This window comes from Plantibacter sp. CFBP 8798, from assembly GCF_014841195.1.
Lineage (GTDB): Bacteria > Actinomycetota > Actinomycetes > Actinomycetales > Microbacteriaceae > Plantibacter > Plantibacter auratus.
This window is the reverse complement of sequence record NZ_JACYTS010000001.1, coordinates 1,308,490-1,332,730: the sequence shown is the minus strand read 5'-3', so window position 1 is coordinate 1,332,730 and position 24,241 is coordinate 1,308,490. Positions and strand designations below refer to the sequence as shown.

The following is a 24,241-nucleotide window of genomic DNA, read 5'->3' as shown; positions in this document are numbered from 1 at the left end:
TTGTGGTCACCGGCACCGTCGGTGCCTTCATCATGTAACCACAACGCCTCGCGGGAGCACATGGGGAGCACTCCCCATGCAGTCCCCACCCAGGGACGACGCCGCTCAGGAGACGGGGAACTCGGGCGCGATCGGCAGCTGCACGCGCGACAGCGCACCGCGGTTCGCGTAGATTCCGCGCCCCTGCGGGAAGTCCTTGCGCGCGAGCCTGGGGAAGGTCGTCCGGAGGACGAGGTCGCCCTCCATCTGCTCCGGCTGCAGCAGGATGCCCCGCCTGGCGCTCTTGATCTCGCCCATGAGCGGCCAGGACGACGACCAGCCCGACACCTCGTTCTCGGCGATCACGAGATGGTCGCTGCGTTTGATGGCCTTGATGAGCTCCACGAGCGGCGGGTCGGCGATGCCGTTGAGGTAGTCCGACAGCGTCTCGATGACGACGACCGTCCGGCCGGTCACCGTCTCGGCCGCGATCGCCGCGGACAGCGCCTTCGCCTGCTCGGCGATCGTCTCGGGGGTGACGGCCGACTCGTCGAAACGCAGCTCCCGCAGCAGCTCCGAGCGTTTGGAGCCGAAGTAGACGAAGCGCGTCGTCGGATCGAAGCGTCGCATGGCGCCGACCAGGGATGCGACGGCGTTCGTCCGACCGCTGCCGGGAGGGCCGCCGACGAGGAACGCGCCGGACGGGTCGAACCCGATCGGTGCGAGGTCGGCGTCGCCGATGCCGAGCACGGGGCGGTCGCCGACGCGCTCGGGCAGCTCACGCGCCTCGATCTCCTTCGGCAGCGCGCCGATCGGCGGGGCCGTGATCGTGGCTCCCGCGCGCGACATCGCCTCCGCGAGCCGGACCGTCGCGACCGACTGGTCCGAGAGCACCGGCGAACCACCGAGGATCGCGACCTGGACCTCGAGACCGTCGACGATCGCCCGGCCGGCGGGCGACTCGGGGCCGAGGATGTCCTTCGGCACGCCGAGGAGCTGGTAGCCGGTCTCGTCCGCGAGGCGCAGCACCACGCGTCGCTGCACACCGGAGCTGATGTTCGTCGGGACGGAGCCCGGGCGATCGGCCGAGAACGCGATGTTCACGCCGAGCTGGCGGCCATCGGTGATGAGCTGCTGGAACAGCGTGTACCACGAGGACAGGCCGAGCGTCGTCTCGTACTCCTGCCGGAAGGACTGGAAGCCGTCGACGAGCAACAGGATGCGGCGCTCGTCGTTGCGACCCGAGACGCGGCGGTAGTCGGTGATGGAGGACGCGTTCGCCTCGGCGTACCGGACGCTGCGCTCGTCGACGATCTCCTTGATCCGGCGGAGCAGTCGGATGACGCGCTCCTGGTCGTCGCCGGGGATGATCGAGCCGACGTGCGGCAAGGCCTCCAGCATGCGGAGGCTGCCCGCGCCGAAGTCGAGGCCGTACACCTCGACCGGACCGCCCCGCGGCGTGATGCCCGCCGCGGTGGCGAGGGTCCGCAGGACGGTGCTCTTGCCCGAGCCGCCGGTGCCGAACACGGCGATGTGGCCGTCGACGTCCGGCCGGAAGTAGACCGGGCGCTGCTCCTGCGAGTCCGGGAGGTCGGCGACACCGATGAGCAGTTCGGCGTCGGACCGCTGACGGAGCTTGCTGAGGTCGTAGACGGGCGCCAGCTCGTCGAGCCAGGGCCGTCGCGGCGCCGGGATCGACGCCCGGTCGGCTGCGGCGATGATGCTCGCGACGAGCCGCTGCTGGTCGGTGGGGCCGAGGTCGCGCTCCTCCTCGGCGTCGGCCGCGCGGGGCTCCTCCCAGCGCGTCTCGCCGCCGAACCGCAGCTCGCGGACCTCGATGTCTGAGCGCTTCGGCTCGTCGCTCGTCCAGCCACCCGCATAGCCGGACTGGAAGATGCTCAGGCGCCCTGGACCCGTCTTCGCGATGCCGCGGCCGGGGACACCCGGGTCGAAGTGCGCCGCGTCCTTGACGCCGACCACGTCCTGGCTGTCGGACTCGTCGGCCATGCGCAGCGCGACGCGGAGGTTGGTGTTCGCGCGCAGGTTGTCCTTGATGACACCGGCGGGTCGCTGGGTCGCCATGATGAGGTGGATCCCGAGGGAACGACCGCGCTGGGCGATGTCGACGACGCCGTCGACGAACTCCGGGACCTCGCCGACGAGCGCCGCGAACTCGTCGATGACGAGGACGAGGGCGGGCGGCGAGTCCGGGTCGCCGCGCTTCTCGAGCTCGAGGAGGTCCTTGGCCTTCTTCCGGTTGAGCAGGTGCTCGCGGAAGTGCAGCTCGGCGCGGAGGCTCGTGAGCGCCCGCCGGACGAGGTGCGGGCTGAGGTCGGTGACGAGTCCGACGCAGTGCGGGAGCGTCACACAGTCCGCGAAGGCCGAACCGCCCTTGTAGTCGACGAAGAGGAACGAGACGCGGTCGGGGCTGTACTCGGCCGCCATCCCGAGCACCCAGGCCTGCAGGAACTCGCTCTTACCGGCACCCGTCGTCCCGCCCACGAGGGCGTGGGGGCCCTGGGCGCGGAGGTCGAGATGCATGGCGTCGACACCGCCCGATCCGACGGTCGCGCGCAGCTGGCCGGCCCGGCGGGGCTTCGGCGGGAGCCCGGGCGTGCGGTCGTGGATCGAGGAGTTCTGCCGCCAGCGGTCGACCACGGCGTCGCTCGAGGTCGTGAGCTCCGGCCCGAGCAGCGTCACCATCGACACCGACCGCGGGAGGTCGCTCGAGTCCTCGACGAGGGCGCCGGCGTCGATCACGGATGCCATACGTCGCGCGTAGTCGAGGGCAGTCACCGGGTCGACGAACTCCGGGCGGGCGTCGTCGACGGAGTACCCGAGGCGGACCATGCCGACCGTCGCCGGTGCGTCGAGGCCGGCCCCGGCCTCCGGGACCTGCAGGAAGGTGCGGCAGGCGGCGGGGAGCGAGACGACATCGTCGGCGATCCAGATCGGGAAGACCCCCGCGTCCGCCGCGATCTCGGCGAGCTGGACGAGGCGTGCGCGGTCGACGCCGACGTCGTCGGAGATGAGCAGGACGATCGCGGGGATCGGGGACTTCGTGCCGGTGTCGTTGGAACTCTTCGTCCCGATCTCCGCGCCGCGCTCCTGGGCTGCCTGCTTCTCGGAGATGGCTCCGCGTCGGGCGTCGCCGGCCCGGGCCGCCTGCAGGCGGGTCTGGACGAGCTCCTCGATCGCGGCCAGCAGCAGGTTGCCGCTCGACACGCTGTCGGCGAGGTGGCCGACGTCGAGCGGGCTGTTCGGCGAGGACGCGTGCGGGAGCCACTTGACCCACGAGAGGGCGTTCGACCACGCGGGCGAGACGATCGCCGAGACGACGACCTCGGCCGGCGAGTGGAGGGCGGTGAGCTGGACGAGGATGCCGTTCACCGCGCCCCCGGCCGTCTGCGGTGAACCGGCGATGCCGAGCGCGCCGGCGTCGTAGAGGTTGTCGATGATCGGCACGTCGGCGACGGTCGCGTACTGGTCCTTGAGCTTCTCGAGTCGTTCCTGGAACTCCGGCAGGAAGCTGTCGCGGGCCTTCGCCGAGACCTCGTTGCGCGACGGCATCGTGCCGACGCCGAGCCGGAGGTTCAGGAAGGACCAGTGCTCGGGGCGCCTGGTCCACAGCAGCGGCCCCCGTGTGAGCGCGTGCTTGAGCGCCTCGGAGGTGGACGGTGCCTCACGCATGCGGACGTCGTGCTCGATCTCCCGCTCGGCCGCGAGCTGCTTGCCGAGGGACTCGAGCCGCTCGTCGAAGATCTTGATCTGCTGCTTGAGCTTGCGCTTGTTGCGCCCGCGACCGGTGAAGTAGTTGCCGATGAGCATGAGCGGCGTCATGGCGATGAAGATCAGTGACAGCGGGTTCTTCGTGAAGAAGTACATCGCGCCACCGAGGAGCATGGGCGTGAGCATGCCGAGGAGCGGGAACGGCTGGTTCTCGCGCTCGGTCGGCGGCTCGGGAGCGGGGAAGGTCTCCCCCGCGTAGCGCTGTTCGACGCGCGGCGAGCGGTTGAAGTACACCGGCCCGGCCTTCGGGACGACACCCGCGCGACCGACGGTCCCGGCGAAGCCGATCTCGACCTCGGTGTCGCCGATGAGCACGCGCTCCGGCTCGATGACCTTGAGTCGAGGCACGATGCCGCCGTCGACGACGATGCCGTTGGCCGCGCCGAGGTCGACGAGTTCGATCTCGCCGCCGACTTCGAGGCGTGCGTGACGCTTCGAGACGAGCGGGTCGTCGAGGACGATGTCGCAGCTCGCCTCACGTCCGATGGTCCAGCTGCCGGCCGGCAGGGTGAACTCACGGCCGGCGTCGTCGCCGGAGAGGACCCGCACGACGGCGACGGCGGGCGCCTGGCCGGTGCGCGCCGCGGAGTAGTACACCCCCGCGTCGGCGAGCTCGATGACGGCACCCGAACCGACCCACGCCTCGCCGATGGGGGCCTCGGGCGGGAGCGGCAAGGTCTCGGTGGATCCCGGCAAGCGCGCGTGCAGCGTGAAGTCGGCGTTCGCGGAGTCCGGCCCCTGCGGGTCGACGCGCGCGATGGTCGACGCGACCTCCGCGATGCTCGCCGCCGCGTCCGTCGTCACGACGATGTCGGCGGACGACCCGGACGGCCTGGTCAACGTCAGCTTGATGCGCATGCAGGATCCCCTTGGAAGTGCGGGCCGCTCGACGCGACCTCGATCAGCCTAGCGACGGAAGCGGTACCGGCCTCGATCTCGGACCGGCCGGATCAGTCTCGGGTCGGCCGGATGATCCGCTCGACGTCGTCGACGGTTGACGGTTCCGGTGCGGGGTCGAACAGGGCGACGGGCGGGTCGACGGTCGAGCAGTCGAGGTCCGGGACGTTGACCGTCGACGTGACGGTCCTGGACCCGTCCTCCTGGGCGAGCCGGTACTCGATTCCGCGCGCACCGGGCACGGCCGGCGGGGTGCCGCCCTCGCTCGCCCATTGCTCGGCGACGCACCCGCGGACGGACGCGGTCGCGTCCTCCGGGACGCCGGTCACCTCGACAGGGGCGAACGGGAGTGGTCCGGGCAGGATCTCGGTGCTCCCACTGCTGGTCACCTGGTCACGGGCGGCGCTGTAGAGCCTCGACCGCAGGTCGTAGGAGGTCGTCTCCGTGAGCGACGCCAGCGAGAAGTCGTTGCGGTTCACGGCGATCGCCTGCGCCTCCAGGGATGCGCGGACGGTCTCCACCCACGGGTCGCCTTCGAGGGGACCCTCCGGTGCCGCGGACGTCCAGACGGTCGTCGGCATGGGCGCCGGTCCGTCGTCCGTCGGCGTGCAGGCCACCAGCGAGCCGAGGACCAGGGTTGCGAGGGCGACCGGACCGATCACCCGCACATCAACCCTCCGCATCCGCCTGATACGCGTCGAAGGCGTTCGAGGCGTTCGTGGCGATGGAGGCGAGGGTGCGGGTGCTCCCGGAAGCCGGGTCGATGATGTCGTCGAGCGCATCCCGGTTGTCCTGCACCCAGTCCCACCAGACCTCGGCGTCGTTCGTGGTCGGCGGGACGAGACCCTCCGGCGGCGAGAGCTCCATGAGCGTCTGGGCGACACCGATCTGCGTCGCACGCAGACGGGCGTCACCGCCGTCCTCGAGCTGGGTGAGCAGATCGTCGTGCGAGCCGGCCCAGGCGTCGCCGGCCGCGCCGGTCGCCGCGTCCGTCAACTGCCCGCGCACGTAGCCGATCCCCTCGCTCGCGATTTTCTCGGCGACCGCGTCACCGAGCGTCCCGACCAGCTTGTCGAGCCCCGGGATCGGGAGCATCCCGACGCCGGTCTCGACGACACCGATGGCCGACTGGACGGCCTCGTCGTGACGCGTGGCCTCGCCGAGGTCGACACCGGCCGTGCTGCCGTCGAGCACGGACTGCAGCATGGAGACACGGGTGGCCGCGTCCACAGGGCTGTACAGGCCGAGCTCCGCTGCGCCGAGGACCGTGTTCTGGTAGTCGGTGACGACGGCCTGCAACGCTTCGGCACCGCCGGCGTTGCTCCCTGCGATCCCGAGGATCCGAGCGAGCGCCTCGGGTGAGAGGTTGGCGTAGACGCGCGGATCGCCCTCGACGCCGTACGGATCGATCGACGTCGTGGGGTCGGAGGCCCCATCCGGGTTCTGGCCCACCATCGGGTGCTCGACGAGCCCCGGGATCTGCGGCGCCAGGGCGTCGACCAGCTTGACGCTCCCCAAGTCGCTGATGTTCTCACTCGTGAAGTGCGGGTTGCCAGCGACGTAGCCCTCGGCGTCCTCGGTGGCACGCGGCTCGCCGATGAGCCGCGAGATGACGTCGTGGCTGAGGGTCGACGCACGGTCCCAGGCTTCGGGGCTGTACGCGGTGCCGTCGGTCGGCCCGCCCGGGATGGACTGGGCACCGTCCCAGAGGGCGAGGACGCCCTCGAACCCGTCGAGGCCCGAGTCCCGGCGTCCGTACCAGTACTCGATCCGGTTCGCACCCAGGTCGTCCGAGGCGTACGGCTCGTCCGGATACATGGGGGCGTCACGGTACGGGTCATCCTCGGTGGAGGTCAGCCAGTCCATCGCCGCCTCGGGATACTCCCCGAGGGTGCTGAAGACGCGCGAAGTCCAGTCACCGAGCCGGTTGACGTCGTACCCGGCCTGCTCGGCCTCGGCGAGACTCAGGAACCCGCCCGGGCCCATGACGCCCTGGCCCGGACCGTACAGGCCCTCGCTGGCGCCCGGGAACCCTCGTTCCATCTCGTCGGCGATGTTCGCCAGGCCGACCGTCGTCGACTCGCCGATCGGGCTGTCTTGCTCATCGCCGAAGAGGAACGCAAGGCTCGTCCAGCTGTCGGTACCGTGGACGGAGGCGGAGCCGTTGTACAGCTCCTGGGCGAACCCCTGCCCCACCCCGTCTGTCCACCGCTGCGACCCGACGGACAGACCACTCCGCACGGACTGCGCGAGGAGGAGGGCTGCACCGGCCTCCATCCAGCCGTTTGCTCCAGCGTCGTCGATCCGGCTGATGAGCGAGATGAGGTCCTCGCCGCCGAGAGCGAGGTTCATCTGCGCCATCACCGACGGGTCGTTGCCGTAGAGGGCGCACAGCGACTGGAGCTGCGTCGCCAGTTCGGATTCGAACGTGCCGTTGCCGAGCTCGGAGGCCATCTCGGCCATGCCCTGCGCGATCGCGGTCGGCGTGAGGTCGCCGGCCGAGGTGATGCCGATCGCGGCGAGTGCGGCCTGCTGCCGATCCCAGTTGTCGCCACCGGGCGAGGACAGCGCGGAGACGAGCGCGGCGTCGGCGGCTTCGCGTTCCTCGGACAGCGCGTCGAGGAGCCGCTGCGCGCTCGCGCGGTCGGAGACGGCCGTCTGGTGCACCTGATCGCGCTGGGCCTGCTCGAGTGGGCTGGGGCCGCCCTGGGGGTCCAGGTACTGCTGGTTCGCGGTGATGTTGGCCTGGAAGATCATCTCCGTGTAGGTCGCCGCACGCGACTTGATGCCGTCCACGGTCGTCGTGTACGTCGAGATCGCCGCACGAACCGCCGCCAGCTCCGGCACGACGGCGTCGATCTTCCCCATCGGCGTCGACAGGGAGGACACCCACGTGGCCGCGGCGTCGCCCGTCCAGATCGCGTCCGTGATCCCGCCCTGCGCGGCGAGCGCAACGGCGCGTGCATCGGTCAGGGCCGTCTCCGTCGTCTGGATGGTGGTCGCGGTGGTGCCGAGCGCACCCGAATCGATCCGCCCGGGATCATCTGCAGTCCAGTTCGCCATCAGCCCTGTGCCTCCTCCGCGATCGCCGCTTCCGTCTGCTGCCAGACGCTCACCGTCTCACTTGCGACCCGACCGGCCTCCACCATCGCTCCGCCGGCGAGGGAGACGTGCACGGACACCCACATCGCGAAGCTCTCCGCGGCCGTCGTCACCGCGCTGCTGCAGCTGCCGGAGAAGTCGAGGGGGACGTTCTGTGGAAGCCCGGATCCGCTGGGTGTCAGTGGCGCGGCGACGGCCAGGATCTGGTCCCCGTCGACGACGAGTGGTTGCTCGCTCATCATTCCCCTTCGTAGCCTCGGCACCGGTGGTCTGCACCGCAGTACCGGACAGTGGTCCGGCGTGTACGTCGTTCAGCGTAACCGAGCGAGGACGACGCGACGATGGGGAGCACTCCCCATGCGCGAAGTGGGTCAGCCCGCGACCACCCGGATCGGGAACTCGCCGATCCCGATCGTCGAACCGGCCTCCACGACGTAGGCCTCGCCCGGTTGGCACACGGTGACGGCGCCGGACGCGTCCGTGATCGTCGTGCCGTTCGTGGAGTGCAGATCCGTCACGCGGAGCGATCGCCGACCGGGTACGACCGCGGTGTGCGTCTTCGAGACGGACATGCGCGGGTCGACGAGTGCACGCAGCTCGGCGTCGGGCTGTTCCGGCCGCGCCGAGGGGTTTCGCCCGAGTAGGACCGGCCCGCTGAGCGGGATCCGCTCGCCGCCGGGGAGCTCGAGGGCGAAGTCCCCCGCACGCAGCGACGACGAGACGACCGTGGCTCCCACATCCTCCGCCTGGACCGCGACGCCGTCGGTCGGCCGGACCGGTTCGGGCGTGGCCGGTCGGGGAGCCGCCGGAGCACCGGCGATCAAGCCGGGCGGGACGGTGATCTGCAGCTCCGGCGGCACCGAGGACGTCGACGCCGCGGGAGCGTGCGTGTGGGCGAGGGCCGTCGGAGGCTCACGGAACTGTGGCGGGGATGCGGGAGTTGCGGACGCTGGAGGTGCAGCGACAACCGACGCGACCACGGGAGCCGGTTCAGACGGGCCGGCATGCGGCTCGGCCGCCGGAACCTCGGCCGCCGGAACCTCGGAAGCCTGAGCCTCGGTCCACGGCTCGGAAGATGCTCCCGTGACCGGGGGTTCTGACACCGGAGTCGACGCGGCGGAGTTCTGGGCGGGGATCTCCGCAGGGTGCGCCTGTACCGGGGCCTGCTCCTCGACGGCCGCTGGCACCCAGCTCTGGATGGCCGGTGCCCCTGTGACCGGCGCACTCGCCGGTGCCGTCTCGGGGACGGCCGGCTCGCTTCCGGTCGACACCGCTGCGCGCGGAGCCAGGACCGTGCGGGCACCCTGCACGCGCAAGGTTGCGGACGCGCCGGGATCGGCATCGGAGACGAGCCCGGCGAGGGCCTGCAGGAAGCCGAGGAACGGCTCCTGCCCGAGCAACGAGCGCTGACGCCGACGCTTCTGGACGCCGTGCTGCATGATGAACGTCGCGGCGGCCGTTCCCCGTGCGGACGGGGCGGTCGTGATCGCGAACGCGAGCAGCGGAGCCGGATCGTCGACCGAGACGACCCGCAGGCGGATGTCCGCGCTCGTCCCACCGTCGATCGCGACGTAATGCCTGGTCTGCTGCGCATCCTCACCGGAGGCGGCGACCGCACGTTGGACGAGCGCGACGACGTCGTCAGCGGTCCCCGCGAGGTCGAGATCCAGACCGGTGTCGGTCAGGTCGGGTGATCTCATCGGTGGTTCCTCCCCAAGCGCCGTCGGCCGACGACGGCAACGGATCGATTATCGCCTACGCCGTCGCCCTCGTGGGGAGGGTCGAGCAGCGCACCGCGCGGGCGGGCCCGGGGTGGACGTCGCATCGGCTCACCGCGCGTCGTGCTCCCACGGCCAGCGCGGGGTCGGACGCCGCCCGGTCGACGACGTGGCGACGGCGGCGGCCGCGAGGACGATGACGAGCGCCAGCACACCGACGGTGACCGAGAACGGCCCGGTCAGTGTCGTCACGGCGAAGGCGGCGGCGTCCGCTCCGTCCCGGCTGGCGATCGCGTCGAACACGCCGCCGCTCACGCCGTACGCGAGCCAGGCGAGGAGCCCTGCGAGGACCGCGGAGCCGACCGAGACGCGCAGCGGGGTGCGGCGCGTCTCACGGATGATCCCCCAGAGGACCACGATCGTTGCGACCACGACCATGAGCGGACCGGTCAGTGGGCCGGCGTCCGGGTCGGTCACGACGTCGAGGTCTGCCAGCAGGCTGATGAACCCGAAGGCGCAGACGACGAGTGCCACGTAGGTGACCGCTGCGAACGGGGCGATCCACCAGGGACCGCGTTCTCCGTCCGCGTCACCGGTCATGCTCAGCGGGCGGTCGTCGGTCCGGCTTCGAGGACGCGCTCGTACTCGGCACGCGCCTCGAGGTTCGCCTCGCGCACCTTGCGGCCGCGGGCGGCGATCCAGCCACCGAACCAGACGGGGATCTCGCGGGCGACGACGAAGGCGAGGACCGGCCCGAACGTGAAGGCGACTCCGGTGACCTCGGCGAGGATCTCGTCGATGCTGAGCGTCCAAGCGCGCTCCTGGATCAGGAACCCGCCGACCCACGCGAGGAAGACGACCAGGCCGATGATGAAACCGCCGAGCACCCAGTGCACCCAGCCGGAACGGTTCACGATGGTCGCGGTCACGACCCAGGCCAGGAAGAAGCCTGCGGCGGCCATGAGGAACGGCCAGCTGGTGGCGATCTGGATGAGGTTCTCGACGAACGTACCGTCGCCTTCCAGCACCAGCTGGAGGCCCGCGACGGCCGCCGCGTAGAGGCCGGCGAAGATGATGGTGCCGAGGAGACCGATGAGGATGCCGAAGCCGCGGTTGCCGCGGACCTCCGGCTCGGAGGGTGCCTGGACGTACAGCGGGAAGGCCTGCTGCTGTTCGGTCTCGGCGGCGGTGGCGGTCTCGGTCGCGCCGGAGCGGGCGACCGGCTCGTAGGCCGCGGCGGGGTACGGGTGGGCACCGGTGTCGGCCTGCCGGGTGGCCGCCGTCGACGTCGGGGTGCCGGCGGTGTCGTCGTCGTCGAAGTCGATGTTCGAGTACGCGCGCTGCGGCGTGTGCGGCTGGTACGGACGCGTCTCGCGCACCCCGGCGTCCGAGGCCGTGTCGGCGCGGTCTGCGACCCGACGGTCGTCGACGACCGGGTCCGCGCCGACGCCGTCCGCCGTGGTGATGGTGTCCTGCTGCACGGTGTCCTCGGAGAGGATGTCCCGCTCAGCCACGGGCCGCTCGGCCGCGGGCTGCTCGGATGCGGTCGTGGGACGCGCGGAGCCAGACGCGGTCTGGGCAGCCGCCGGAGTGCTCGGGTCGGTCGGCGATCCGGGCTCGGGGTTCTGGGTGCTCATCGCGTACTCCTTCGGCGGAAGCCAGTTCAGGAGCGCCCTCACGGCACTCCGCTCGCCACGGTAGCAAGCCGGGGCACGGATGCTCGGCAACCTCGCCGGGACTCGCTCACTCCCGTCGACCCGATTCAGGTCTGATTCATATCCGGAGGAAACGGTCTCCTCAGCTCCGCGCGGTTGAGTGGGAGTTCTAACAGATCTGTCGGATCACTGCCGATCCCGCGACGCCGAGCCCCCACGGCGCATCCCCCGGAAAGGCCCCATGCCCGAGCAACTCCCCCACGCCCGTCACGCCGACGACCGTTCCCCGTTCGGTCGGCTCTCCGCTCGCTACCGCGCCCTCCCCCTGCGCGGGCGACGCGTGGTCGCCGGTACCGCTGCCGGAGCCGTCCTGCTCCTCGCCACCGCGGTGATCACCCCGATCGCGCTGCAGCACTCCGACGCGACCGGATCCGAGCCGGCCGCGCAGGCTCTGGACGGGACGACGTCCACGGTCCCGGCCTCCACGGTCAACGCCACGGCGGTCACCGCGATCTCCGCCACGACCGGATCCGTCGCAGGCGGGAGCACCCTGACCGTGAGCGGTGTCGATGTGGACGGCGTGACCCGCGTCGTGTTCGGCGAGGAGGAAGCCCGGATCCTGTCGGCGACGAGCACCGAGGTGACCGTCGCCGTGCCGGCAGCCACCGGCTTCTCCCCCGCCGACGTCGGCATCGCCGTCTACGCGGACGATCTCCGGGTCGACGGTGATGCGCTGAGCTACAGCTACGACATCACGAGCCCCGTCGACGCGCAGATGGCCTACGTGTTCACGCACTGGAACGACTACAACCTCGCTGAATACGGCTCACTGGTCGACACCGACTGCGCGAACTTCGCCAGCCAGAGTCTGCTGGAACGCGGGTGGACGATGGACGAGGACTGGTGGGCCGAGGGGACCGGCGACGACTTCGACTTCTCGAAGGCCTGGGTCAGCTCGACGTTCTTCATGAACTACGTCGAGGAGCACCCCGAGCTCGCCACCGCCCTCGACGACACCCAGCGCGACCAGGTGAAGGTCGGCGACATCGTGCAGTTCGACTGGGACAACAGCGGCGACCGCGACCACACGGGCATCGTGTCCAAGGTCGAGACCACGGACGCCGGCACCCAGGTGTACTACGCGGGGCACACCGACGACACCGACTACCGAACCGTCGACGAGGCGATCACCGTCATCCACCCCGGCGCCTCCGTGTACTACTGGAGCATCGCCTAGCCCGCTGTTCGGTGTCAGGCGGGGAACAGCGTCGAGACGATGGTCTGCGTCCAACCGGTGATGGCGACATTCGCCCAGCGGGTGGCCACCCAGGTGCCGTCACGCAGGAAATGGCGCTCACCGACGGTGTTCCCTGAGGGGTCGGCACGTTCCGTGAAACACATCGTCCCGCCGGTCTCCTCGGAACAGGTGAACCCGGCTTCGGACATCCTGGCCACCGCCGCCGCTTGGACGTCCCCCTCCACCTGGGCCACGTTCGTGAGAATGAAGACCTCACCGGCACCACTCGCCTTCGTGAGGTCACACGTGAGTCGGTCCGTCGGGGTGAGCAAGGCCACCAGGGCCTCGTCGTTCGACCCGAAACTCTCGGACAACAGCGGCTGCGACCAGGCGGGATTCAACTCGAGGAAACCGTCAGCGGTCAGTGACTCGATGTAGCCGGCGGGGAAGAGCTGCGTGCATTCGGTCGGACGCGCCGGTGCAGCGGGCGACTCAGCGGCGTCCGTCATGGTCGGATCAGGCGTGGAGCCGGGGGTCGCCGTACCGCTCGGTGTGCGGGTCGAATCGGCTGCGGGAGTCCCGCCTGGGCCGACGACCAGGAGCCCGATGACCACGACGAGCGCGATCGCCAGCACGCCGGCGAGCACGCTCAAGCCGATCACGACCGGATTGCGCTTCCGCTTGGGTGCCGGAGCGCCGTAGCGGACGTCTGGCTGCACCGGGGTCGCGTCCGGCTCCAGCGGCTGGAACTGGCCGGTGGGCTGCTCGGGCTGATCACTCATCGGACCAGCATGTCGTGCAGAGACCCGCCACACAACTCACCAATGCCCGATTCGTTCGCCCATTCCGAGGCGAACGGGCATTCACTCGCCCAGGAATGGGCGAACGAACGACGGAGGGCCCGTCCCGATCGAGAAACGATCGGGACGGGCCCTCCGGGTGAGTCGTTCAGCCCTAGTTGTAGTTACCGGGGGTGAAGTCGTCGGAGCTGAAGCTGTCGAAGTCGACGAAGCTCAGGTCGGACTCGTTGAACGCGCCGTCCTCACCGAAGATGCGGTTCGGGTAACGCTCCGCCTTCGCCTCCTCGGTCGCCTCGACCGTCACGTTGCGGTAGCGCGCCAGGCCGGTACCGGCCGGGATGAGCTTACCGATGATGACGTTCTCCTTGAGGCCGACCAGCGGGTCGCTCTTGCCTTCCATGGCGGCCTGCGTGAGGACACGCGTGGTCTCCTGGAAGGAAGCGGCCGACAGCCACGACTCGGTCGCGAGGGACGCCTTGGTGATACCCATGACCTCCTGGCGAGCCGATGCGGTGCGACGACCCTCCGACACGGCCGAGCGGTTGAGCTCGGCGTAGCGCAGGCGGTCGACGAGCTCACCGGGCAGCAGGTCGGTGTCGCCGTGGTCGACGACGGTCACCTTCCGCAGCATCTGGCGCACGATGACCTCGATGTGCTTGTCGTGGATCGGGACACCCTGCGAGCGGTACACGCCCTGGACGCCACCGACGAGGTGCTTCTGGACCTCGCGGACGCCCTGCACGCGCAGGACCTCCTTGGGGTCGACCGCACCGACGTGGATCTTCTGACCGAGCTCGACGTGCTGTCCGTCCTCGACGAGGAGGACCGCACGCTTCAGCACCGGGTAGACGACCGGCTCGTCGCCGTTGTCGGGCGTCAGGATGACCTTACGAGCCTTGTCGTTCTCGTCGATCGTGATGCGACCGGCGGCCTCGGCGATCGGGGTCGCACCCTTGGGGGTACGAGCCTCGAACAGCTCCTGCACGCGGGGCAGACCCTGCGTGATGTCGTCCGCCGATGCCGAACCACCCGTGTGGAAGGTACGCATCGTCAGCTGGGTGCCGGGCTCACCGATCGACTGGGCCGCGATGATGCCGACGGCCTCGCCGATGTCGACGAGCTTGCCCGTGGCGAGCGAGCGGCCGTAGCAGGCTGCACACACACCGACGGTCGACTCGCAGGTCAGGACCGAGCGCACCTTGATGTTCTCGACACCCGCGGAGACGAGCTTGTCGATGAGCACGTCACCGACGTCCTCGCCGGCCTCGGCGACGACCTCACCCTTCGGGTTGACCGCGGCAGCGGCCAGCGAACGGGCGAACACGGAGTTCTCCACGTTCGGGTCGCGCACGAGCTCACCCGAGCTGTCGGCGTTCGCGATCGCGAGCTCGAGACCCTTGGTCGTGCCGCAGTCGTCTTCGCGGATGATGACATCCTGCGAGACGTCGACGAGACGACGCGTGAGGTATCCCGAGTCGGCGGTACGGAGCGCCGTGTCGGCCAGACCCTTACGAGCACCGTGGGTCGCGATGAAGTACTCCGCGACCGACAGGCCCTCACGGTAGGAGGAGATGATCGGGCGAGGGATGATCTCACCCTTCGGGTTGTTCACCAGGCCTCGCATACCCGCGATGTTGCGGATCTGCAGCCAGTTACCACGAGCACCCGACGACACCATGCGGTTGATGGTGTTGTCCGCCGGGAAGTTCGCGCGCATGGCCTCGGCGACCTTCTCGGTGGCCTCCGTCCAGATCTTGATGAGCTCCTGACGACGCTCGGCATCCGTGGTCAGACCCTTGTCGAACTGGCTCTGGACCTTGGCGGCCTGCTTCTCGTAGCCCTGCACGATCTCGCGCTTGTTCGGCGGGGTCAGGACGTCGCTGAGCGCAACGGTCACACCGGAACGCGTCGCCCAGTGGAAACCGGCGTCCTTGATGTTGTCGAGCGTGGCGGCGACGACCGTCTTCGGGTACCGCTCCGCGAGGTCGTTGACGATCGAGGACAGCTTGCCCTTGTCCGCCACGTCTTCCACGTAGGGGTAGTCCGCCGGCAGCGCCTCGTTGAAGAGTGCGCGACCGAGGGTCGTCTCGACGAGTGCGACACCCGAGCCCTCGTAGCCCTCGGGACCCGTGCCCTCGGCGAACGTCACGTCGGTCAGACGGATGCGCACCTTGGCGTTGAGGTCGAGCGAGCCCTGGTCCTTCGCGAGGATGGCCTCGGCGACGGACGAGAAGGCACGGCCCTCACCCTCGACACCCTCGTTGAGGGTGGTCAGGTGGTGGAGGCCGATGATCATGTCCTGCGTGGGCAGGGTGACCGGGCGGCCGTCGGACGGCTTCAGGATGTTGTTCGACGCGAGCATCAGGATGCGCGCCTCGGCCTGGGCCTCGACGGAGAGCGGGAGGTGGACAGCCATCTGGTCACCGTCGAAGTCCGCGTTGAACGCGGCGCAGACGAGCGGGTGCAGCTGGATGGCCTTGCCCTCGACGAGCTGAGGCTCGAACGCCTGGATGCCGAGACGGTGCAGCGTCGGCGCACGGTTCAGCAGCACGGGACGCTCGCGGATGATCTCCTCCAGCACGTCCCAGACCTCGGGACGGCTGCGCTCGACCATGCGCTTCGCGGCCTTGATGTTCTGAGCGTGGCTCAGGTCGATCAGGCGCTTGATGACGAACGGCTTGAAGAGCTCCAGCGCCATCTGCTTGGGCAGACCACACTGGTGCAGCTTCAGCTGCGGGCCGACGATGATGACCGAACGGCCCGAGTAGTCGACGCGCTTGCCGAGCAGGTTCTGGCGGAATCGACCCTGCTTCCCCTTCAGCATGTCGCTGAGGGACTTCAGGGCACGGTTGCCGGTACCGGTGACGGGGCGACCACGACGACCGTTGTCGAACAGTGCGTCGACGGCCTCCTGCAGCATCCGCTTCTCGTTGTTGACGATGATCTCGGGAGCCCCGAGGTCGAGCAGACGACGCAGACGGTTGTTGCGGTTGATCACACGACGGTAGAGGTCGTTGAGGTCGGAGGTCGCGAAGCGGCCACCGTCGAGCTGCACCATCGGGCGGAGCTCCGGCGGGATGACCGGGACCACGTCGAGGACCATCGCGGCCGGCGAGTTGCCGGTGATGAGGAACGAGTTGACCACGCGCAGACGCTTGATGGCGCGGATCTTCTTCTGACCCTTGCCCTCCGCGATCTGGTGGTGGAGCAGCTCGGACTCGGCCGCGAGGTCGAAGGACAGCAGGCGCTTCTTGACCGCCTCGGCACCCATGTAGGCCTCGAAGTACAGGCCGAAGCGGTCCTGCAGCTCGTGGAACACGGAGTCCTCGGGCTTGAGGTCGCCGACCTTGAGGTTGCGGAAGTCCTCCCAGACGCGCTCGAGGTGAGCGATCTGCTCGTCGTAGGACTTGCGGGTCTGGCTCATCTCCTTCTCAGCGGCGTCCTTGGTGCGACGCTTCTGCTCGCTCTTGGCGCCTTCCTCCTCGAGGGCGACGAGGTCGTCCTCGAGCTTCTTCAGGCGGTCTGCGATGCGCGAGTCGCGCTGGTCGCCGAGCGTCTTGATCTCGAGACGGAGCTCGTTCTCAAGGCCGGGCATGTCCTGGTGACGTGCGTCCTCGTCCACATCGATGACCATGTAGGCCGCGAAGTAGATGACCTTCTCGAGGTCCTTGGGCGCCATGTCCAGCAGGTAGCCGAGGCGCGACGGGACACCCTTGAAGTACCAGATGTGCGTGACCGGGGCGGCGAGTTCGATGTGGCCCATGCGCTCACGGCGCACCGACGACTTCGTGACCTCGACACCGCAGCGCTCGCACACGATGCCCTTGAAGCGGACCCGCTTGTACTTGCCGCAGGCGCACTCCCAGTCGCGGGAAGGACCGAAGATCTGTTCACCGAACAGACCGTCCTTCTCGGGCTTGAGGGTGCGGTAGTTGATGGTCTCGGGCTTCTTGACCTCTCCGTGCGACCAGGCACGGATGTCGTCTGCGGTGGCCAGACCAATGCGAAGCTCGTCAAAAGTTGTGACGTCGAGCAATGTATCTCCTATGAAAGGTTTCGTCAGTCTCTACAGTGGTCAGGCTTAGATCTCGTCGATGGACGACGACTCGAACCTGGAGGAAATGTTGATCCCGAGCTCCTCGGCGGCGCGGAACGCGTCGTCGTCGGTGTCGCGCAGGCTCACCGCGGTGCCGTCGGCCGAGAGGACCTCGACGTTCAAGCACAGCGACTGCATCTCCTTGATGAGCACCTTGAAGCTCTCGGGGATACCCGGCTCCTGGATGTTCTCGCCCTTGACGATGGCCTCGTACACCTTGACGCGGCCGAGGATGTCGTCGGACTTGATGGTCAGGAGCTCCTGGAGCGCGTACGCGGCTCCATAGGCCTCGAGGGCCCAGACCTCCATCTCACCGAAGCGCTGTCCACCGAACTGAGCCTTACCACCGAGCGGCTGCTGCGTGATCATCGAGTACGGACCCGTCGAACGCGCGTGGATCTTGTCGTCCACGAGGTGGTGCAGCTTGAGGATGTACATGTAGCCGACCGAGACCGGTGCCGGGAACGGCTCGCCGGAGCGGCCGTCGAACAGACGGGCCTTTCCGGAGGAACCGATGAGGCGGTCGCCGTCGCGGGTGACGTTGGTCGAGTCGAGCAGACCGGCGATTTCCTCCTCGGAGGCGCCGTCGAACACGGGGGTCGCGACCTTGGTGTTCGGCTCGGCCGAGTGCGCGGCAGCCGGGAGCTTCTTGGCCCAGCTGGGCTTGCCCTCGACGTTCCAGCCCTGCTTCGCGATCCACCCCAGGTGGATCTCGAGGACCTGACCGAAGTTCATTCGACCGGGGATACCGAGCGGGTTGAGGATGACGTCGACCGGCGTGCCGTCCTCGAGGAACGGCATGTCCTCGACGGGCAGGATCTTCGCGATGACACCCTTGTTGCCGTGACGGCCGGCGAGCTTGTCGCCCTCGGTGATCTTGCGCTTCTGGGCGATGTAGACGACCACACGCTGGTTGACGCCCGAGCCGAGCTCGTCGTCGCCGTCCTGTGCGTCGAACACCTTGACGGCGATGATCGTGCCGGCTTCACCGTGGGGAACCTTCAGCGAGGTGTCGCGGACTTCGCGGCTCTTCTCGTTGAAGATGGCGCGGAGCAGGCGCTCCTCGGCGGAGAGCTCGGTCTCACCCTTCGGCGTGACCTTGCCGACGAGGATGTCGCCGGGGCGGACCTCGGCACCGATGCGGATGATGCCGCGCTCGTCGAGGTCCTTGAGCAGCTCCGGGCTGACGTTCGGGAGATCACGGGTGATCTCCTCCTTGCCGAGCTTGGTGTCGCGGGCGTCGACCTCGTACTCCTCGATGTGGATCGAGGAGAGGACGTCGTCCTTCACCAGGTTCTGGCTGAGGATGATCGCGTCCTCGAAGTTGTGACCCTCCCACGTCATGAAGGCGACGAGGAGGTTCTTGCCGAGCGCGAGCTCGCCGTTCTCCGTGGCGGGGCCGTCGGCGATGACCTCGCCGGCCTCGATGCGTGCACCCTCGGAGACGATGACGCGGTTGTTGTAGCTCGTGCCCTGGTTGGAGCGGTCGAACTTGCGCAGGTAGTAGGTCTGCGTGCCACCCTCGTCGAGCTGGATGGTGACGGACTCTGCCGACACCTCCTGGACGACGCCGGCCTTGTCGGCGGTGACGACGTCACCCGCGTCGATGGCTGCGTAGCCCTCCATACCGGTACCGACGAGCGGCGAGTCCGACATGAGGAGCGGGACGGCCTGACGCTGCATGTTGGCACCCATGAGTGCGCGGTTCGCGTCGTCGTGCTCGAGGAACGGGATGAGGGAGGTCGCGACCGACACCATCTGGCGCGGGGAGACGTCCATGTAGCCGATCTCCTCGGACGGGATGAGGTCGACCTCGCCGCCCTTCTTCCGGGCGAGGACGCGGTCCTCCTGGAAGTGGCCGTCGCTCTTCAGCGGAGCGTTGGCCTGCGCGACGATGTAGTTGTCCTCTTCCATCGCGGTCAGGTAGTCGATGTCCTCGGTGACCCGGCCGTCGACGACGCGACGGTACGGGGTCTCGATGAACCCGAACGAGTTGATCCGCGCGAACGATGCGAGCGAACCGATCAGGCCGATGTTCGGGCCTTCCGGAGTCTCGATCGGGCACATGCGGCCGTAGTGCGACGGGTGGACGTCTCGCACCTCGACGCCTGCACGCTCACGCGACAGACCACCGGGGCCGAGCGCCGAGAGGCGACGCTTGTGGGTCAGGCCCGCGAGCGGGTTGTTCTGGTCCATGAACTGCGACAGCTGCGAGGTCCCGAAGAACTCCTTGATCGCGGCGACGACGGGGCGCACGTTGATCAGGGTCTGCGGCGTGATGGCCTCGATGTCCTGCGTGGTCATGCGCTCGCGGACGACGCGCTCCATGCGGGACAGACCGGTGCGGACCTGGTTCTGGATGAGCTCGCCGACGGCGCGGATGCGACGGTTGCCGAAGTTGTCGATGTCGTCCGTGTCGAGACGGAGGTCGACGGGCTTGCCGTTGCGGACACCCGGGAGGGTGGCCGTGCCGCGGTGCAGGGCGACGAGGTACTTGATCGTGGCGACGATGTCGTCGGTCGTCAGGACGGAGTCGCTGAGCGGCTTGTCGAGACCGAGCTTGTTGTTGATCTTGTACCGGCCGACCTTCGCGAGGTCGTAGCGCTTCGAGTTGAAGTAGAAGTTGTCGAGGAGCGCACGCGCGGCCTCGGCTGCGACCTGCTCGCCCGGACGGAGCTTGCGGTAGATGTCGCGGAGCGCGTCCTCCTTGGTGAGGATCGTGTCCTTCTCGAGGGTGAGCTCGATCGACTCGTAGCCCTTGAACTCCTCGAGGATCTCCTCGCTCGTCATGCCGAGCGCCTTGAGGAACACGGTGACGGACTGCTTGCGCTTGCGGTCGATGCGGACGCCGACCTGGTCGCGCTTGTCGATCTCGAACTCGAGCCAGGCACCGCGGCTCGGGATGACGCGAGCGGAGAAGATGTCCTTGTCGGAGGTCTTCTCCTGAGCCGACTCGAAGTACACGCCCGGGCTGCGGACGAGCTGCGAGACGACGACACGCTCGGTGCCGTTGATGATGAAGGTACCGCGCTCGGTCATGAGCGGGAAGTCGCCCATGAAGACCGTCTGGGTCTTGATCTCACCGGTGAGGTGGTTCATGAACTCGGCCTCGACGTAGAGCGGGGCCGCGTAGGTCTTGCCGCGTTCCTTGCACTCGTCGATGGAGTACTTCTCGGGCTCGAGGTACGGGTTGGCGAAGGAGAGCTGCATCGTCTCGCCGAGGTCCTCGATGGGCGAGATCTCCTCGAAGATCTCGTCGAGGCCGCTCTTCGTGGGCAGGTCCTGTCGGCCGGCCTGGGTGGCTTCTTCGACGCGTGCCTTCCACACGTCGTTGCCGACCAGCCAGTCGAAGCTCTCGGTCTGCAGAGCCAGGAGGTCTGGAACCGTGAGCGTGTCGGTGATCTTCGCGAACGAGAGGCGGGATGCTCCGCGGCCGTTCTTGGGTGAGTTGGTGGTTGCGTTGCGCGCAGCAGCCAAGGGGATAACCTCCGGAGGCCTGTTGGGGGCCGAGTTACTGGTCGTCAGTGGAGTTACTCACCAGAAAGGAACATGTGGCGGGTTGGACCCGCACACCAGCCGACCGCAATATGAAGGCATAGAGATTCTGGGAGCGCAAAGAACAACTATATGCCGGAATCTGCGGCGTGTCTACTCTTTCCTTGACGAGTTTTCCACTTTCCGGTATAACCGCCGCGTCGCCCCCGGTGTTCCCGTCAACCCGCGCCGAACCGCAGGCGCTGACCGGGCCGGAGTTGCGCCAGGAGGTCTCGGTCCGCGGCGCGCACGACCGCGATGACCGGATACCCGCCGGTGACGGGGTGGTCGGCCGACAGGATCGTCGGCAGACCGCTCGGCGGCACCTGGACCGCCCCGGCGACCATGCCCTCACTCGGCAGTTCACGACCGGGATCGAGTCGCTCGAGCGGCGTCCCGTCGAGGCGGATCCCGATGCGGTCGGCGTCGGCCGTCACGCTCCACGACTGCTCGACGAGACGCTGCAGGGAGGCGGCGTCGAACCAGTCCCGGCGGGGTCCCGGCGAGACCCGTATGAGCCGCTCCCCGGGGTCGGGCCGCGTCCAGGGGGCGATGTCGAGCGGAGGGATGCGGCGGCGCGGGGTGGGGAGGACGACGAGTCGATCGCCGCCGACGACCGGTGCCGGGCCGAGGCCGGCCAGGGTGTCGGTCGACCGCGAGCCGAGCAGTTCCGGACCGTCGAAGCCGCCACGGACCGCGAGGACGTACCGCAGCCCGTGCGTCGCCGCACCGAGTTCGAGCCGGGAACCGGCCGCCACGCGGACGGCGTGGTGTCCGTCGACCGCTCGGCCGTCGACGGTGATCGCACCCCACGCGCCGGTCACGGCGATCCAGAGGTCGACGTCGGGGACGGCGACGAACGGGCCCAGGACGACCTCGAGCGCCGCACGGCCCTCCGGGTTGCCGACGAGACGGTTGGCGAGGCGCAGGGCACCGCGGTCGAGCGCGCCGGACGGGCTGACCCCGAGGGCCGCAGCACCCGGTCGACCCAGGTCCTGCACGGTGGTCGCCGGTCCAGCAGCCTCCACGAGCAGCGTCCCGCCCATCACGCGGGGACCTGTGCGAACCGAACCCGACCGCCGGGGACGAGGAGGGCTGGTGGATCCACTGCGTCGTCCCACAGCACGGCGTCGGTCGTCCCGATGATGCGCCACCCACCCGGGGAGGCTCGCGGGTAGACGCCGCTGAACGTCCCGGCGAGCGCCACCGAACCGGCGGGGACGGTCGTCCGCGGCACGCTCAGACGCGGGATCTCGAGCGGCGGGCCGATCGTCTCGTCCTCCCGCTCCGGCACGAGGTAGGCGAACCCCGGCGCGAAGCCGTTGAAGGCGACGGTCCACGCTCGACCGGTGTGCCAGGCGATGAGACCGTCGGCGTCCATGCCGAGCAGCGCCGCGGTCTCAGCGAGGTCCTGGCCGTCGTAGCGGACCTGGATGACGGTGTCCGACCGTCTCCCCGCCTCGTCGACAGCGCCGGTCGAGCCTCCCACGCCGGGCGCGAGCACCCGTTCCCCGGTCGCGAGCAACCAGGCCCCCACCGCGGCGAGCGCCGGGCCCCGCGCGTCCGTCACGGCGAGCACGGTCCGGGCTGCCGGGACGAGGTCGACCAACCCCGCCGGGCGTGAAGCGGCGAGCGCCCGGTGCACGAGCAGGACGTCCTCGAGCGATGCGAGTTCGAGGAGTACGGCCTCCTCCCCCATCGCTCGGAGCACGGGTCCGGTGGAGGTGTCCGCGGTCACCACGGCGCGACCAGTTCGACGCTGGCGTCCAGCAGGGCGGCTCTGACCGCCGTGGCGAGCGACACGGCCCCCGGGGTGTCGCCGTGCACGCAGAGCGAGACCGCGTCGAGTTCCACGTCGGCACCGTCGACGCTGGTGATGCGTTGGTCGAGAGCGAGGGAGACGGCCCGGCGGACGGCCACCGTCTCATCGGTGACCAATGCCCCGGGCGCGTCGCGCGGGACGAGCGAACCGTCGGAGCGGTAGCCGCGGTCGACGAAGGCCTCCGCGACGAAGCGGAGTCCGGCGGCGAGGGTCTCCTGTTCGATCACGGAGCCGGGCATCCCGAGCACGGGAAGTGGTCGCCCGAGCTCCTCGGCGGCCGCAACCACCGCTCGGACGACCGCCCGCGCCTGCACCCGGTCGTGCGCGATCCGGTTGTAGAGGGCGCCGTGCGGCTTCACGTAGGCGAGCCCCACGCCGGTCCCGTCGGCTTCGCCGACCTCGTCGACCGCGCGCTGCAGGGCGCGGAGCTGCTCCAAGACCTCGGCCTCGAGCACCTCGGCCGGTACGTCCTGGTCGCGTCGACCGAAGCCCGCCTCGTCCCGGTAGGACGGGTGGGCGCCGAGCGACACCCCGTGGGCCGTCGAGCGGCGGACGGCATCGCGCATGGATGCGGCGTCCCCGGCGTGGAAGCCGCAAGCGACGTTCGCGCTCGTGATCAGGGTGAACATGGCGTCGTCGTCGGCGGTCGGCACACCGCGCCAGACCTCGCCGAGGTCGCTGTTGAGGTCCACCTGCGCCACGGCCGCACTCCTTCCGCTCCGCCTCCCGCCACTGCGGGAAAGTCTAGGGTGGGGGTATGGACGAGGCACAGGTACGACTCGGCGTCAGCGGATACCTGGCCAGGATCGAGGCCGACCGCTTCGTGCCGGGCACCTATCAGCTGGTGGTCGACGGCACGCCGCAGTCGCACGTCAACCTCGGTCAGCCCGAGGAGCTCTTCTTCGAGTACATCCAGCGGATCGGTCACATCATCGACGAGATCGCCGACCCCGGTCAGCCGATCACGGCGGTGCACCTCGGTGCCGGCGCGCTCACCCTCCCCCGCTACGTGGAGGCGACGAGGCCGGGCTCGCGGCAGCAGGTCGTCGAACTCGAGCGCGAACTCATCGATCTCGTGCGCGAGCACCTCCCCTGGTCGAAGCGCGCCCAGATCCGCGTCCGCTACGGCGACGCCCGCGAGATCGTGGCGAAGCTACCGCCCGGCCTCCGCGGCACCGTCGACCTCGTCGTCGTCGACATCTTCAGCGGCGCCAACACGCCGGCCCATGTCACGAGCACGGAGTTCTACGCCTCGGCGGTCGAGCTGCTGTCGCCGACCGGCGTCATCGTCGTGAACGTCGCCGACGGCCGCGGGCTCGCGTTCGCCCGCGGACAGGCCGCGACGCTCGCCGACTCCGTGTCGCACGTCGCCGCCCTCGCGGAGACGCAGATCCTCAAGGGCCGCCGCTTCGGCAACGTCGTCCTCGTCGGGTCGAACACCGCCCTCCCACTCGACTTCCTGCCGAGGCTCCTCGCGGCCGGACCCCACCCCGCCAAGGCGGTGGCGGGCGCCGAGCTGCGCGCCTTCATCGCGGGGGCACAGGTCGTCACGGACACGACCGCCGTCCCCTCCCCGAACCCCGCCCAGGGCATCTTCCAGACGAAGGGCTGA

The 24,241-nt window shown here is 69.3% G+C and carries 15 protein-coding genes; 2 read left to right on the top strand and 13 right to left on the bottom strand.

All coding sequences use genetic code 11. The features are described from left to right. Positions 1–105 precede the first annotated feature (105 nt). From IFU30_RS06265 to IFU30_RS06235, 7 genes are all read right to left on the bottom strand, one after another. Positions 106–4,626 (bottom strand): FtsK/SpoIIIE domain-containing protein, encoded by a 4,521-nt coding sequence (locus IFU30_RS06265; protein ID WP_192004653.1) that lies wholly within the window; start codon positions 4,624–4,626, stop codon positions 106–108. A gap of 92 nt (positions 4,627–4,718) precedes the next feature. Further along, positions 4,719–5,327 (bottom strand): hypothetical protein, encoded by a 609-nt coding sequence (locus tag IFU30_RS06260; protein ID WP_192004652.1) that lies wholly within the window; start codon positions 5,325–5,327, stop codon positions 4,719–4,721. A gap of 7 nt (positions 5,328–5,334) precedes the next feature. Next, positions 5,335–7,728 carry a hypothetical protein gene (locus tag IFU30_RS06255; protein ID WP_192004651.1) on the bottom strand — a complete coding sequence of 798 codons (2,394 nt, stop codon included), beginning with the start codon at positions 7,726–7,728 and terminating at the stop codon, positions 5,335–5,337. Then, positions 7,728–8,006: a hypothetical protein gene (locus tag IFU30_RS06250; protein WP_124768801.1), complete on the bottom strand. Its 279-nt coding sequence runs from the start codon at positions 8,004–8,006 to the stop codon at positions 7,728–7,730. The genes IFU30_RS06255 and IFU30_RS06250 overlap by 1 nt, the downstream gene beginning before the upstream one ends. A 132-nt stretch (positions 8,007–8,138) precedes the next feature. Further along, complete coding sequence (locus IFU30_RS06245) at positions 8,139–9,467, bottom strand: hypothetical protein (RefSeq protein WP_192004650.1); 1,329 nt, start codon at positions 9,465–9,467, stop codon at positions 8,139–8,141. Between the two features lie 129 nt (positions 9,468–9,596). Continuing rightward, a complete protein-coding gene (locus IFU30_RS06240; RefSeq protein WP_124768799.1) occupies positions 9,597–10,085 on the bottom strand; it encodes a DUF6121 family protein in 489 nt (162 codons plus the stop codon). A 2-nt stretch (positions 10,086–10,087) separates the two neighbouring features. Then, positions 10,088–11,122 carry a hypothetical protein gene (locus IFU30_RS06235; RefSeq protein ID WP_124768798.1) on the bottom strand — a complete coding sequence of 345 codons (1,035 nt, stop codon included), beginning with the start codon at positions 11,120–11,122 and terminating at the stop codon, positions 10,088–10,090. A 259-nt stretch (positions 11,123–11,381) separates the two neighbouring features. Here IFU30_RS06235 and IFU30_RS06230 point away from each other — a divergent pair, with 259 nt between their 5' ends. Then, positions 11,382–12,377, top strand: a complete 996-nt coding sequence (locus tag IFU30_RS06230) for an amidase domain-containing protein (protein WP_192004649.1) — start codon at positions 11,382–11,384, stop codon at positions 12,375–12,377. 14 nt (positions 12,378–12,391) lie between these two features. Here the strand turns inward: IFU30_RS06230 and IFU30_RS06225 are convergent, their stop codons facing one another. The 6 genes from IFU30_RS06225 to IFU30_RS06200 all read right to left on the bottom strand — a co-directional run bounded on the left by IFU30_RS06225 (position 12,392) and on the right by IFU30_RS06200 (position 23,330). Further along, entirely contained in the window at positions 12,392–13,159 is a 768-nt protein-coding gene (locus IFU30_RS06225; protein WP_192004648.1) for a hypothetical protein, read from the bottom strand. Between the two features lie 172 nt (positions 13,160–13,331). Further along, positions 13,332–17,213, bottom strand: a complete 3,882-nt coding sequence (locus tag IFU30_RS06220; RefSeq protein ID WP_192004647.1) for a DNA-directed RNA polymerase subunit beta' — start codon at positions 17,211–17,213, stop codon at positions 13,332–13,334. Between the two features lie 45 nt (positions 17,214–17,258). Further along, positions 17,259–20,750, bottom strand: coding sequence for a DNA-directed RNA polymerase subunit beta (gene rpoB / locus IFU30_RS06215; protein ID WP_079705237.1), 3,492 nt, complete (start codon positions 20,748–20,750; stop codon positions 17,259–17,261). Positions 20,751–20,986: 236 nt separating this feature from the next. Next, positions 20,987–21,853: a biotin-dependent carboxyltransferase family protein gene (locus tag IFU30_RS20845; protein WP_159877918.1), complete on the bottom strand. Its 867-nt coding sequence runs from the start codon at positions 21,851–21,853 to the stop codon at positions 20,987–20,989. Continuing rightward, positions 21,853–22,548: a 5-oxoprolinase subunit B family protein gene (locus IFU30_RS20840; RefSeq protein ID WP_342450812.1), complete on the bottom strand. Its 696-nt coding sequence runs from the start codon at positions 22,546–22,548 to the stop codon at positions 21,853–21,855. Before IFU30_RS20840 ends, IFU30_RS20845 begins: the two co-directional genes overlap by 1 nt. Then, positions 22,542–23,330, bottom strand: a complete 789-nt coding sequence (locus IFU30_RS06200) for a 5-oxoprolinase subunit PxpA (RefSeq protein ID WP_192004646.1) — start codon at positions 23,328–23,330, stop codon at positions 22,542–22,544. The genes IFU30_RS20840 and IFU30_RS06200 overlap by 7 nt, the downstream gene beginning before the upstream one ends. A 56-nt stretch (positions 23,331–23,386) precedes the next feature. On the opposite strand from IFU30_RS06200, the gene IFU30_RS06195 reads away from it, so the two are divergent. Then, a complete protein-coding gene (locus IFU30_RS06195) occupies positions 23,387–24,241 on the top strand; it encodes a spermidine synthase (RefSeq protein WP_192004645.1) in 855 nt (284 codons plus the stop codon).

What these genes read in the sequence shown, in the direction of transcription:
- IFU30_RS06240 (WP_124768799.1), bottom strand. Translation starts at nt 10,085, where the DNA reads ATGACCGGTGACGCGGACGGAGAACGCGGTCCCTGGTGGATCGCCCCG.
- IFU30_RS06245 (WP_192004650.1), bottom strand. Translation starts at nt 9,467, where the DNA reads ATGAGATCACCCGACCTGACCGACACCGGTCTGGATCTCGACCTCGCG.
- IFU30_RS06235 (WP_124768798.1), bottom strand. Translation starts at nt 11,122, where the DNA reads ATGAGCACCCAGAACCCCGAGCCCGGATCGCCGACCGACCCGAGCACT.
- IFU30_RS06225 (WP_192004648.1), bottom strand. Translation starts at nt 13,159, where the DNA reads ATGAGTGATCAGCCCGAGCAGCCCACCGGCCAGTTCCAGCCGCTGGAG.
- IFU30_RS06195 (WP_192004645.1), top strand. Translation starts at nt 23,387, where the DNA reads ATGGACGAGGCACAGGTACGACTCGGCGTCAGCGGATACCTGGCCAGG.
- IFU30_RS06265 (WP_192004653.1), bottom strand. Translation starts at nt 4,626, where the DNA reads ATGCGCATCAAGCTGACGTTGACCAGGCCGTCCGGGTCGTCCGCCGAC.
- IFU30_RS06250 (WP_124768801.1), bottom strand. Translation starts at nt 8,006, where the DNA reads ATGAGCGAGCAACCACTCGTCGTCGACGGGGACCAGATCCTGGCCGTC.
- IFU30_RS06255 (WP_192004651.1), bottom strand. Translation starts at nt 7,728, where the DNA reads ATGGCGAACTGGACTGCAGATGATCCCGGGCGGATCGATTCGGGTGCG.
- IFU30_RS06230 (WP_192004649.1), top strand. Translation starts at nt 11,382, where the DNA reads ATGCCCGAGCAACTCCCCCACGCCCGTCACGCCGACGACCGTTCCCCG.
- IFU30_RS20845 (WP_159877918.1), bottom strand. Translation starts at nt 21,853, where the DNA reads ATGGGCGGGACGCTGCTCGTGGAGGCTGCTGGACCGGCGACCACCGTG.